A 13398-nucleotide genomic window follows, 5' to 3' on the forward strand; every position below is an offset into this window, starting at 1 on the left:
CAAAGAATTCCCCGACGCTTGCGTCGCGGGTGATTGTTGGTAGTTGTTGCCAAAGAAATTCCGGTGGTAAAACCACAAAATTGGCTCAATACCTCGTTGCTCTGCTGCGAGGATAGTCAATTTTGAGGAATTTCTTTATAAACATGTTTGATGATTCAATGAAACACCATTCGTCTTTATCGATGTCTCTTTCCACGACAGCATAACTGTCGGCGTCCCCGCCGCGACGGATACACGCTTTTCTCCCGAACACCTGAACACTCGAACACTGTAACACTGCTTTCCCCCTTGTTGTCCCACCCTTTATCACTTACATTTCCTGACTATGGAAGAATAAAAGAATAAAAACGATAAGAATATATATGAGTCAAAAGAAAATACATTTAATCAGTCTCGGTTGCGCCAAGGCGTTGGTGGATTCTGAGGTGCTACTCGGCGGACTGGGTGAACTGGATATTCAGTCCATTGATAAACCGGAAGCCGCGGACGCCATTGTGGTAAATACCTGCGGATTCCTGGAGGAAGCCCGCCAGGAATCGGTGGATACTATCCTGGAAGCCGCGGAACTCAAGAAATCCGATCCCTCGAAGCAGCTGCTTGTTATGGGCTGTCTGCCGTCCCGGTTTGCCACGGAAGAGCTGGAAGAAGCGCTCCCGGAGGTCGACAAATTTTTTGAACAGGGCAAGATGGCGGAGGTCGTCCAGTACCTCAGCGGCAAGCCGTATATGGAATTCGATCCCACCTACTGGCGATCGCTCCTGACACCAAACCATTACGCGTACCTGAAAATCACCGAGGGCTGCGACAACGGCTGTAGTTTCTGCTCCATACCGATCATGCGCGGAAAACAGCAGAGCCGGACGATCCCGTCGCTAATGAAAGAAGCCGAGCGACTCGTCAGCAACGGCGTGAAGGAGATCATGATCATCGGCCAGGACACTACCTCATACGGTTGGGATCTGGACGAAAAAGTGTACCTTCATGATTTGATGCGGGAATTGTCCACAATTGAAGATCTGGAGTGGATTCGCCTGCATTATGCGCATCCGGCACACTTCTCCCGAAAGAATATCCCGGTGATGGCAGACGCTGAGAACATCTGCGCCTATCTGGACATGCCGGTACAGCATGGCTCATCAAGATTGCTGAAGCATATGCGGCGGGGCCTGGATCGGGAAGGCATATTGAAGCGCATCCGGATGGTGCGGGAAGCAATTCCAAATCTCGCCCTGCGGACCTCCCTGATCGTCGGGTATCCCACCGAGACCGAAGAGGATTTCCGGGAGTTGTACGAATTCGTTCAAGAGGTGGAATTTGATCGGCTTGGTGTGTTTACCTACTCCCATGAGCCCGGAACAATTGCCCATGATTTTGAGGATGACGTTCCCGAGCAGGTCAAATACGATCGTAAAGACGAAATCATGCTCATGCAGCAGGACATCATGCTCAAGAAAAACCACCGGCACGTCGACACAACCATGAAAGTGCTCATCGATGAATATGACAGGGTTCAGAATGAATTCGTCGGCCGGACAGAATACGACAGCCCGGATGTTGACGGTATCGTCCGTATCCCCGCCCAATCCGGTGATGCCGACATTGGTGAGTTTTACAACGTATCCATCACCGATGCCAATGAGTATGAACTATTCGGAACCATTGAGAGCTCGTGCTTTGAATCCGGAGCGGTGGAGAAGAAGCGGGCGCAGCAGGTAACAGTATAAGTTTTAGGGGCTAAAGCCCCAATAGTATTTGGCGTATTTTCCCCGGCCTGAAGGCCGGGGCTATTCAGAAAAGGACCATCGAGGGAATTCGGGCATAATATGATTAGCCCTGCGCTTTAGCGCGGGGATCGCGGAATAATACTAGAATGAGCTTCAGCCCGGAACTCGAAGGCTCAAGCCGTAATCTTGCTAGAAGCGCTTCAATCCCCCGTCCCGAAGGCGGGGTGAGTCATCTGATAATCAATTGGTTCTGGAGCACTTTTTGATTAGCCCCGGGATTTATCCCGGGGAAAAGAGACATCAGAATAGAATGGGGCTTCAGCCCCTGTAATCCCAAGATTCAGCCCGAGAATGCGGAGAGGCTAAAGCCCCAATATCTTTTGGCATATTTTCCCCCGCCATAAATGGCGGGGCTATTCAGAAACAGGCCTAGGAAGTTAATTACACAGCTGACTAGCCCCGGCCTTTAGGCCGGGGAACGGAAAACCTTAAAAGATGGGGCTTCAGCCCCAGGGAGAATCCAATGCCGTATATCCATTTCTGGCTCCATCTCATCTGGGCTACGAAAAACCGCCAACCATTGATATCCAAAGAACTAAAGCCAAAGCTTCTAAACCATATCCGCGAGAATGCTATCCAGAAGAGTATCCATCTGGATTTTATCAACGGTGTAGAGGACCATGTACATGCGCTTGTATCCCTCCTGGCATCCCAAACAATAGCTGACGTTGTCCAGTCCCTTAAGGGTGAATCTTCACGGTGGGTGAACAAGAACAAATTGACTAAAATCCGTTTTGGATGGCAAACCGATTATATGGCCTTATCGGTAAGCGAGTCCCATGTCGATAGGATTCGGGAGTATATTAAGAGCCAGGTGGATCACCATCGGACGGTGACTTTTGCAGAAGAATATCAGCAATTCCTGGAGCATTACAATTTTGAACAGTGAGGGGCTAAAGCCCCGATTTTGTTGGATGCATTAATCCCCGGCCTGAAGGCCGGGGCTAGTCAGATAAAAATCAATTGGTTCTGGAGCACTTTTTGATTAGCCCCGAGATTTATCCCGGGGAAAAGAGACATCAGAATAGAATGGGGCTTCAGCCCCTGGGAGAATAATTGGAAGACGAGAGGAATCTGAAATGAGGCTCAAGCCTCCCATTGTATCATAGCAATTGAACCCCCGCCATAAATGGCGGGGCTATTCAGAGAAAGGCTTTCGAGGGCATTCGGGCATAATATGAATAGTCCTGCCTTTTTACACGGGGTCAAGGAATTAATATAGATTGAACCTTAGCCCGGAAACCAGAGAATAAAGCCTCAATCATGCCAGAAGCATATCAATCCCCGGCATGAATGCCGGGGCCAGTTTGATAGAAGCCATTGAAACAATTTACTCAAATGACTAGCCCCGGGATTTATCCCGGGGATTAAAGAACCCCAAAATCCAATGGGGCTTTAGCCCCAATCTCGGAAAACCATGAGATTTACCATCAATTCCCGCTCTATTTTTTTCAAACCAACTCTTGCTTGGTACCTAATTGAGCCCTAAATTTATGCCAATATGGCAGAATTCAACTTAGTATCCAGTTACGAGCCACGGGGAGACCAACCACAGGCTATAGAGGAGCTGACCGAAGGATTAGACCGAGGAGATAAACACCAGACACTCCTCGGCGTAACCGGCAGCGGCAAAACCTTCTCTATGGCCCATGTGATTAAAAATTACGGCCGACCCACGTTGGTTATCTCCCACAACAAAACGCTGGCGGCCCAACTCTATGGTGAACTCCGGTCATTTTTTCCGGAGAATGCCGTGGAATACTTCATTTCCTATTACGATTACTATCAGCCGGAAGCCTACTTGCCGGTGACGGATACCTTCATCGAAAAAGACTCCTCCGTAAACGAGGAGATCGATAAGTTGCGGCTCAAGGCCACCAGCTCGCTCATGGCCAGAGACGACGTCATCGTGGTGGCGAGTGTCTCGTGTATCTACGGCATCGGTTCACCGAAAGAATACCGGGATTTGATGGTCCTGCTGAAAAAGGGCCAGGAATACGCCCGGAAAGCGCTGTTCTATAAATTTGTGGATATTCACTATGCGCGAAACGATTTCTCGTTTGAGCCGGGAACCTTCCGGGTCCGGGGCGACTCAGTGGAGATCTATCCTGCGTACGCGGAAAACCCGATTCGGCTGGAATTCTGGGGCGATACGCTGGAAGATATCAGCATCATCGATCCCATGACCGGGGAAATTCTGGAGTCCAGAGATACCGCGGTCATTTATCCTGCCAAGCATTTCGTGACTACAGAGGAGAACATGAAGCGCGCCGTCAAGGATATCCGGGAGGAACTTGAGGAACGCCTCATTGAGCTTCGGGATAACAATAAACTGCTGGAAGCCCAGCGACTGGAACAGCGCACCAACTTCGACATCGAGATGATGCAGGAACTGGGCTACTGCAGCGGTATCGAAAATTACTCGCGGCATATCGCCAACCGGGAACCGGGTGAACGGCCATACACGCTTATCGACTTCTTTCCAGACGATTTCCTGACCATCATTGATGAGTCACACGTCACTATTCCGCAGATACGTGGGATGTACAACGGCGATCGGGCGCGAAAAGAGACTCTTGTAGAACATGGCTTCCGTCTGCCGTCTGCACTGGATAATCGCCCCATGCAATTCGAGGAGTTCGAAGAGACTATCGAAAAACGTGTCTACGTTTCGGCGACTCCCGGCCCGTACGAGCTGGAACAGTGCGATGGTGTGGTGGTGGAACAGGTCATCCGGCCTACCGGACTTATGGACCCCGAAGTGGACGTCCGGCCAACCAAGGGGCAAATTGACGATCTCATAGAGGAAATTACAAACCGGACGGAAGATGGCGCCCGCATCCTGGTCACCACCCTGACAAAGCGCATGTCCGAAGATCTGACTGATTATCTCCGAAACATGAATCTCAGAGTTCGGTATCTCCACTCGGAAATTGACAGCGTAGAGCGGGTGAGCATACTCCGGGATCTGCGTCTGGGAGAATTCGATGTCCTTGTCGGGATCAATCTCTTACGCGAGGGACTTGATCTGCCGGAAGTATCCCTGGTGGCCATCCTGGATGCGGACAAGGAAGGCTTTCTTAGATCAGAACGGTCGCTGATGCAGACAGCCGGCCGCGCAGCGCGGCATAAGAAGGGCAAAGTAATCTTCTATGCCGATAAGGTGACCGATTCCATGCAGAAGGTCATCGATGAGACGGAACGCCGCCGGAAGATCCAGGAAGAGTATAACAAAGAACACGGCATCGAGCCGGAATCCATTATTAAATCGGTTGATGACGTGATGGGGTCGACCTTCATCGCAAACTCCCGAATGGAAACGGAGTCGTCCAAAGTCGCGGATATCACGGAAAAATATTCGCAGGATATGGATGATTTGAACCTGCTGGAGATGCTCCGGCAGGAAATGACCGAAGCCGCGGAAAACCGGGAGTTCGAAAAAGCGGCGAAGTTGCGGGACGAAGTGGAAAAACTGGAAGAAGAATTAGGTATATCCGAAAAGGAATCAATTTTTAGCAGGGAAGGATGAACATGAAAGTACTTGTTATCGGATCGGGAGGGCGTGAGCACACAATCGCCTGGAAGGTCGCACAGAGTCCGCGGTTGTCGAAACTCTACATTGCGCCGGGCAACGCGGGCACCGCATCGCTCGGAGAAAATGTGGATATCGGCGCATCGGATATCGATGAATTGGTAGAATTCGCCAAAGAAAACGAGATCGATTTGACCATAGTCGGGCCGGAACAGCCACTGGTGGACGGCGTGGTTGATGCATTCCAGGAAGCGGAGTTGGCTATCTTCGGCCCGGATAAGGCCGCGGCTCAGCTGGAAGGAAGCAAAGCGTTTTCCAAAGATTTTATGGCGCGGCACAACATCCCGACTGCGAGCTATAAAACATTCAATAATTTTCGGCCCGCCAAGGAATATCTGAAGACTGTAAGCCTGCCGGTGATTGTGAAGGCAAGCGGTCTGGCCGCCGGGAAAGGGGTCATCATATGTCAATCCATTGGCGAAGCCCTGGATGCGTTAGAAGATATAATGAAACGCCACGCCTTTGGTGAGGCGGGTGATAAGGTGGTCATCGAGGAATTTCTACAGGGCGAAGAGGTCTCCATAATCGCGATCACGGATGGAGAAAACTACAAAATGCTCCTGCCGTCCCAGGATCACAAACCGGCCTATGACGGCGGCCGCGGTCCCAATACCGGCGGAATGGGCGCCTATGCACCAGCGCCGGTGGCCTCGGAGGAAGTCGTCGAAATCGTACGGAAAGATATCATCGAACCGACATTGACTGGCATGAAAGAGGAAGGACACCAATATACCGGTTTTCTCTATTGCGGATTAATGATTACCAGAGATGGGCCCAAAGTCCTGGAATATAACTGTCGCCTCGGCGACCCGGAAACACAAGTAATTCTGCCCCTGCTCGAGAGCGACCTGCTGGATGTGTTGGAGTCCGTTATCGAAGGTGGCTTTGCTGAAGAGCCGGTGGAATTGTCCGACGATTTTGCAACCTGCGTGGTAGCCGCCTCCGGAGGATATCCCGGCAAGTATTCAAAGGGAAAGGAAATCACAGGTTTATCCGACGTGGACGCTGACTACGCGGAAGTTTTTCATGCCGGAACCAAAGAGCGGAAAGGCAAAATCGTCACAGACGGCGGCCGGGTATTTGGCGTCACCTGCAGAGGAGAAACGCTGCAGAAATCCATCGACCGGGTATACGAGGAACTGGATAAGATCAAATTCAATGGGATGCAGTTCCGGTCGGATATCGGCCGGAAAGGGTTGCGGTACTATTAAAAATGGGTATAAGGGTATAAAGGTATAATGGAATAGGGTATAAGGTAAAAGAAAAGAGATTGGCAACCCGCTTAAAGTCCGCGAAGCGGGTTTAAGCGGAAAGAAAGCGAAAGGTAATATTGCGTATTACGTAAAAACTGAAATCTGAAACTCGATACTTGATTTGAGGGGATTGGTATTCGCGGGAGAATCGGAGCACTGTATGAATATTTTTCAGACACAACTCACCCTCTTGTTCTCCCTCTCTTCGAAGAGAGGGAGAGACGTAAGATGGAAGAAATGGAGCAATATTCCCCTTCCTCTTGAGAAGAGGAAGGGGACAGGGGATGGAGTTGTATTGTTGAAGAATGAAATCCGCAGAGAGTGCTCTTCTAATACTGGACTCGCGCCATTATTACCTGAGCACTCGAACACTTGAACACTTGAACACTCTAACACTGGTAAAACAATGAGCAACCGGGAACGGTTACTGGAATTACAAGATCAATTTGGGATTATCGGTCGCTCGGAAGCGATTTTCGAGGTCATCGAGACGATCGATCAGGTGGCGAAGACCGATATCGCGGTGCTGGTGGTCGGCGAATCCGGCTCTGGCAAGGAATTGATCGCCAAAGCCATTCATAATCACAGCAAGCGTCGGCATGAGCCGCTGGTAACGGTGAACTGCGGAGCTATTCCTCCGGGAATCCTTGAAAGCGAACTCTTTGGCCACAAAAAAGGGTCATTTACCGGCGCATCCGAAGAGCGAAAGGGCTATTTCGAAACGGCAGATGGCGGGACCATCTTCCTGGACGAAATCGGCGAAACTCCGCTGGAAACCCAGGTGCGTCTCCTGCGTGTTATTGAGCAGGGCGAATTTATGAAGGTCGGCGGCTCGGAGAACATCTATGCGGATGTCCGGGTTATTGCCGCCTCCAACAAGGATCTCTCAAAGCAGGTTCGAAAAAATGAGTTTCGGAAAGATCTGTACTACCGGTTAAAGGCGATTACGGTGGAAGTACCGCCTCTCAGGAAACGGAAAGAGGATATCCCGTTGCTGGTGGAGAATTTTGCCACTGAATTTTGTAAACGGAACAACATTCCGAACAAGGGATTTACCGAAGACGCCTTTACGGAACTGAAGCGGTATGACTGGCCCGGCAACGTCCGGGAACTCCGGAATTTTGTAGAGAGTATCGTCATCCTGGAAAAAGGAAATCGAATTGAAGGGGATCATATCCGACGATATCTCCACAAGGATAAAGCCTTTGGCGAGAATGGCGACGCTGACAGCTCGGAATATCGCAGTGAAAATCTGCCGGTGAAAATGGATAAATCGGTGGAGGAGGCCGAACGGGAACTGATTCTCCAGCAGCTCTTTCTAATGCGGCGGGATCTTGCCGAGATCAAATCGGTGTTGAGTGGAAAATCAGATACCGCAAGCCCGGCGAGATATCAGTTGCCGGAGCATCTCAGCCGGAACCTGCCGGCGAAGGTGGTGGATGAATTTCGCGAGGTCGTGCATCCCAGAGAATTTGAACAGGCTGAGGAAGCTGAGCCGGTTCAGGAAGACCAATATGAAGAGGAACCGACGCTGATAAACGAGACGTTAGTCGGGGAAGTGACCATCAAAGATGTGGAAAAGGAACTCATTCTGAAAACGCTGGAGAAAAACGATAACAACCGGCGGAAGACAGCCAAGGATTTAGATCTGAGCGAGCGGACACTCTACAGGAAGATCAAGGAATATGACCTTTAAAAAAAGGCTGATATTCGGTACGCTAATAACAGCGGGGCTGTTGTTGAGTGGATGTATGTACTCATTCAAGGGATCGCTGCCTCCGCATATTAGGAGCATCGCTATCCCGCTCTTTGAAAACCAGACTGCCGAGTATCAAATTAATGAAACGATTACCGACCTGCTGACTCAGCAATTCCTGGAGGAAAACGTTCTCCGGGTGGAAGACGAAGAGACCGCCGACTCCATCCTGGAGGGGACAGTGACCAGCATCAGCGATTCACCATACACATATGACGAAGCCGAGCAGGTCCAGGATTACCGGGTATCGATCTCGCTGAAGGTGACATGGTACGATGTGGAGCAGGACAAGGTGCGCCTGGATCAGACTGTGAGCGGCTGGGGCGTATATGATGCGCAGCAGGCCGCTACGACCCGGCAGGATGGCATCCGGGAGGCCATCGATAAAATTGCAGACGATATAATTAATTCAATTACGGCAAATTGGTAAACAGAAGAGGGAGAAACAGTGGATCACGTTTACATCAAAGATTTAAAGAATCACGTAGGGGACGTCGTTACAATCAAGGGTTGGGTATACAATACGCGATCCAGTGGGAAAATCTGGTTTCTGCTTACCAGAGATGGAACAGGCATCGTGCAGGGAGTCGCGCTGGCGAATGAACTAGAGGATGAGGTGTTCGACCTGTACAGCGATCTGTCGCAAGAGTCATCCGTGATTGTAAAGGGAGAAGTCCAGAAAGACGACCGGGCTCCCGGCGGATATGAACTGCTCCTGAAGGATGTGCAGATGGTGAACCAGGCGGTTGACTATCCGATTACCCCAAAGGAACACGGGGTGACTTTTCTGCAGGATCACCGGCATCTCTGGATACGGTCCTCCCAACAGCATGCGCTGCTGAAAATCCGGCATGAGGTGATCAATGCCTGCAGAGATTTTTTTAACAGCCGGGACTTCCTGCTGTTTGATGCACCCATGTTCACACCGAATGCTGTGGAAGGCACTACAACCTTGTTCGAGACCGAATATTTTGGCGAAAAGGCGTACCTGACCCAAAGCGGCCAGCTCTACGGCGAAGCCGGAGCGATGGCGTTCGGCAAGGTCTATGTCTTCGGTCCGACGTTCCGGGCAGAAAAGTCCAAGACCCGCCGCCATTTGACGGAATTCTGGATGGTGGAACCGGAAATGGCCTACTATGATCTGAACGACAATATGGATCTCGCAGAAGAATTTGTTGAATACGTCGTCCAGCGAACCCTGGAAGAGTGCCGGGATGAACTCAGGGAACTGGAGCGGGACGTCTCCAAACTGGAAAATATCCATCGACCGTTCCCGCGGATCACCTACACTGAAGCGGTAGAGTTGCTCCACGAACACGATCACGATTTTGAGTGGGGCGGCGATTTCGGGGCGCCGGACGAACAACTCATTGCGGAACAGTATGATAAGCCGGTGATGGTGCACCGATATCCCGCAGATGTGAAAGCCTTCTATATGAAGCGTGATCCGGAGGATGAAAAGCTGGCGCTCGGCGTGGATATGCTTGCGCCGGAGGGCTATGGCGAAATCATCGGCGGTGGCCAGCGTGAAGACGATTACGATACGCTGGTCAAGCGAATCGAAGAACACGGACTGCCGCAGGATCCCTTCGAGTGGTACCTGGATCTCCGGCGGTACGGTTCAGTGCCACATTCCGGTTTCGGCATGGGCATTGAGCGCGCTATTGCATGGATTTCCGGCGTGCACCATCTCAGAGAAACGATCCCGTTTCCCAGGACTATCTCCAGGCTGGAACCGTAATTCCAAAGATAATCCATACGGAATAAATGAGCGCAGACACACACAGCTCTCAAACCACACCCCGGATTGCCGTCTTCGGTGGCCGGGTTTCCTCCGATCAATTGTTGGATGAGGCTTTCGAAGTCGGTCGTTTAATTGCCGGGCGGGGTGGCCTCTTGTATTGCGGAGGAATGGGAGGCGTGATGGAAGCTGCCTCAAAAGGGGCCAGAGAATCCGGCGGAGATGTGGTAGGCATCTTGCCGACAGGGGATACAGACCATGCGAATCCGTATATCTCCATTCCAGTGGTGACCGGGATCGGGACTGCGAGAAACAGCATCATCGCCCGATCTGTCCATGGCGGAATTGCTATTGACGGGCGGTACGGTACGCTGTCGGAAATTGCATACGGTATTGACTTTAATAAACCGATCATTGGCATTAATACCTGGGATATCGAGGGGGTTATCCCGGCGAAGGATGCTGCTGAAGCGATAGAGAAATTGTGGGAGGTTTGTACATGGCAGTGAGGGTTCACATTGTCGTTATCGGTCATGTTCAGGGCGTTGGCTTTAGATATTATACCTTTAAGCGCGCCCGTGAGATTGGTGTGACAGGCTACGTGAAGAACTTACCGGACGGTACGGTGGAAATCGAAGCCGAGGGCGATCGGGCCGAAGTGGAGGAATTGATCGAAGCCGTGAAAGTCGGGCCGAGAGCTGCGGTAGTCAATGATGTCAGCATTAGTTGGGAAACCTACTCTGGCGAATACAACGACTTCAGCGTGGATTATTAATGTCAAAACAGCTGCGAGTCCATTTAGCGCAAATAAATCCAACGGTCGGGGATTTCCGGGGGAATATCAAAAAAATCACCCGCTATTATCAGGAGGCGGTAAAGGATGGCAGTGAATGTGTCATTTTTCCCGAACTGGCAGTCACTGGGTATCCGCCGCAGGATCTGCTGCTCGTCAACCAGTTTATCGAGGAAAATCTTGAGGCCATCGATGAAGTAGCCGCAGAAATTGGTCGGGTACCGGCGATTGTGGGCTTCGTGGATTTTGAAAACGAACAGATGTATTCCGCCGGAGCTGTGATTCGGAATGGGCAAATTCAAGAAGTTGTGCATAAATGCCTGCTCCCGACATATGATGTTTTTGATGAGGATCGTTATTTTCAGCGGGCCGATGAGTGTTCGCCGGTCACCCTCTCCCTGAATGGAACAGAGGTCAGTCTCGGCGTCCATATCTGTGAGGATCTTTGGGATAATTACCATTCGCTAAAAGTGGTGGATGAACTGGCCTCCGACGGTGCCGATCTCTTTATTAATCTCTCCGCCTCGCCATTTTTTTCCGGGAAATTCCGTGAACGCTACAATTTAGCCATGAAAAAGGTAGAAGCCTTCGGAAAGCCGTTTGTCTACTGTAACCTGGTCGGCGGTCAGGATGAACTGGTTTTTGACGGGAACAGTTTTGTCATTGATGGCGAGGGCAATTCCATCGCCTGGGGCAATGCATTTCAGGAGGAACTGCTCGGTGTGGACATCGCGCTGGGCGGCTCAGATACCCAACCAGTCGACGTGCCCCGCATTTCCAGGGAAGAGGAGATGTTCAGGGCGTTGCAACTTGGGCTGCGGGATTATTTCCGGAAATCCGGTTTTGATTCAGCGGTTATCGGGTTGAGCGGCGGCATCGATTCCTCGCTGGTGGCAGTCATCGCAAAAGAAGCGCTCGGATCGGATAATGTATATGGCATTAGCATGCCGTCCCATGTGTCGTCCGACCACTCCAAGAGTGATGCCCGACAGCTCGCCCAAAATCTGGGGATTAATTTCACCTCTATTCCCATTGCCGATACATACAACGCTTATCTTGAGATGCTGAAAGAACCGCTTGCCGGGACGGAACCGGATACCACTGAGGAGAACATCCAGGCTCGAATCCGTGGAAACATCCTGATGGCGTACTCCAACAAATTCGGGCACTTGGTGCTTTCCACGGGAAACAAAACGGAACTGGCGCTAGGCTATTGTACATTGTACGGCGACATGGCTGGCGGCCTGGCCGTGATAAGTGACGTGAATAAAATGGACGTCTACAGCCTGTGTGAATGGTATAATTTTTCCAATGATGCGGAGATCATCCCGGAGAATATTCTGACCAAACCACCGTCGGCGGAACTGAAAGAAGGCCAGGTCGATCCGTTCGATTACAATGTGGTCAGCCCGTTGGTGGATGAAGTAGTGGAAAACCACCGTAGTGTCCAGTCTCTGGTAGATATGGGGTATGACCGGGAATTAGCAAAGGATGTCATAAAAAAAATCAGAATTGCAGAGTATAAACGACGTCAGGCAGCCCCGGGGCTCAAAGTCACCCGAAAATCCTTTGGAAGCGGGCGCCGGATGCCGATTGTCAACCATTATCGTGAAGAGGAACGGACATGAACGTTGAAGATCTGAAGCAGCATATCCGAAACATCCCTGATTTTCCGCGACCCGGCATTATGTTCCGGGATATCAGCACCCTCTTACTGGAGCCGGAAGCCGTAAAAACGGTCCTGGATGCGCTGGAGGATCATTTCAAAGATCTGGACGCTACCAAGATTGCCGGGATCGAATCCCGGGGATTTATCTTTGCCGCAGCTTTGGCTGACAGGATGAATCTCGGTCTTGTCCTCATTCGCAAATCAGGAAAGCTCCCGGGTGATGTGCACGAGGAATCGTACGACCTGGAATATGGCACCGATACACTGGAATTGCACAAGGATGCCATCGGTGAATCCGATAATGTCATTCTCATTGATGACTTGCTTGCAACGAGCGGGACCATGAGTGCGGCGGTTCGGCTCATCGAAGACGCCGGCGGCGCAGTTGGCGGAATCGGAGTCGTTGTCGAACTGGATGCCCTTGGCGGCCGGGAGGCATTAGACGATTATAATCTGTATTCGCTGATACATTATTGACCTATTCGGAAATTCGAAGTTGTCTGAAATACAATTTCCGCAATACCGGAATTAGTATTTTTTTTATACCGTCATCCAGAAAACCACATGTGTAAATATGGGGATGAATGGTTCTCTGGGTGGGATTCCGCCCAGACTCCGCCATTAGACGGAGTCAAAGCAGGAACCACGGCTGTAGAGCCGGAGGGCTCCATTTTACAGTTTGAATCTCTTCCTGAAGGCGCCACAATTCAGTTGTCTACAGACTCTTCCACTCTTCGACATGTCATCTCTCAACAGCCGCATCAGTCCCATTGGGATCTCTGATGAGGGGATGCCTTTCGGCAAGACTTC

General features: G+C 50.9%; 11 protein-coding genes. All 11 read left to right on the plus strand.

Annotated elements, in window-relative coordinates; translation table 11 throughout:
• Window positions 1-362: 362 nt before the first annotated feature.
• The 11 genes from rimO to K9N57_15630 all read left to right on the plus strand — a co-directional run bounded on the left by rimO (window position 363) and on the right by K9N57_15630 (window position 13065).
• The gene (rimO, locus tag K9N57_15580; protein ID MCF7805605.1) at window positions 363-1724 is read left to right on the plus strand and encodes a 30S ribosomal protein S12 methylthiotransferase RimO; all 1362 of its coding nucleotides are present in this window, start codon (window positions 363-365) and stop codon (window positions 1722-1724) included.
• A gap of 523 nt (window positions 1725-2247) precedes the next feature.
• On the plus strand, window positions 2248-2673 hold the full coding sequence (gene tnpA / locus K9N57_15585; protein MCF7805606.1) for an IS200/IS605 family transposase: 426 nt from the start codon (window positions 2248-2250) through the stop codon (window positions 2671-2673).
• Window positions 2674-3285: 612 nt separating this feature from the next.
• A complete protein-coding gene (gene uvrB, locus K9N57_15590; GenBank protein ID MCF7805607.1) occupies window positions 3286-5313 on the plus strand; it encodes an excinuclease ABC subunit UvrB in 2028 nt (675 codons plus the stop codon).
• A gap of 2 nt (window positions 5314-5315) precedes the next feature.
• Window positions 5316-6587, plus strand: a complete 1272-nt coding sequence (gene purD / locus K9N57_15595) for a phosphoribosylamine--glycine ligase (protein ID MCF7805608.1) — start codon at window positions 5316-5318, stop codon at window positions 6585-6587.
• Window positions 6588-7035: 448 nt separating this feature from the next.
• The gene (locus K9N57_15600; GenBank protein ID MCF7805609.1) at window positions 7036-8325 is read left to right on the plus strand and encodes a sigma 54-interacting transcriptional regulator; all 1290 of its coding nucleotides are present in this window, start codon (window positions 7036-7038) and stop codon (window positions 8323-8325) included.
• Window positions 8315-8815 (plus strand): hypothetical protein, encoded by a 501-nt coding sequence (locus tag K9N57_15605; GenBank protein MCF7805610.1) that lies wholly within the window; start codon window positions 8315-8317, stop codon window positions 8813-8815. Before K9N57_15600 ends, K9N57_15605 begins: the two co-directional genes overlap by 11 nt.
• Window positions 8816-8833: 18 nt before the next feature.
• The gene (asnS, locus tag K9N57_15610) at window positions 8834-10126 is read left to right on the plus strand and encodes an asparagine--tRNA ligase (GenBank protein MCF7805611.1); all 1293 of its coding nucleotides are present in this window, start codon (window positions 8834-8836) and stop codon (window positions 10124-10126) included.
• Between the two features lie 26 nt (window positions 10127-10152).
• Complete coding sequence (locus K9N57_15615) at window positions 10153-10635, plus strand: TIGR00725 family protein (GenBank protein MCF7805612.1); 483 nt, start codon at window positions 10153-10155, stop codon at window positions 10633-10635.
• On the plus strand, window positions 10620-10901 hold the full coding sequence (locus K9N57_15620; GenBank protein ID MCF7805613.1) for an acylphosphatase: 282 nt from the start codon (window positions 10620-10622) through the stop codon (window positions 10899-10901). The genes K9N57_15615 and K9N57_15620 overlap by 16 nt, the downstream gene beginning before the upstream one ends.
• A gap of 11 nt (window positions 10902-10912) precedes the next feature.
• Entirely contained in the window at window positions 10913-12547 is a 1635-nt protein-coding gene (locus K9N57_15625; protein MCF7805614.1) for an NAD+ synthase, read from the plus strand.
• Window positions 12544-13065 (plus strand): adenine phosphoribosyltransferase, encoded by a 522-nt coding sequence (locus K9N57_15630; protein MCF7805615.1) that lies wholly within the window; start codon window positions 12544-12546, stop codon window positions 13063-13065. Before K9N57_15625 ends, K9N57_15630 begins: the two co-directional genes overlap by 4 nt.
• Window positions 13066-13398: the final 333 nt, after the last annotated feature.

Source organism: Candidatus Neomarinimicrobiota bacterium (genome assembly GCA_021734025.1).
In the GTDB taxonomy this organism is placed as follows: domain Bacteria; phylum Fidelibacterota; class JAANXI01; order JAANXI01; family JAANXI01; genus JAANXI01.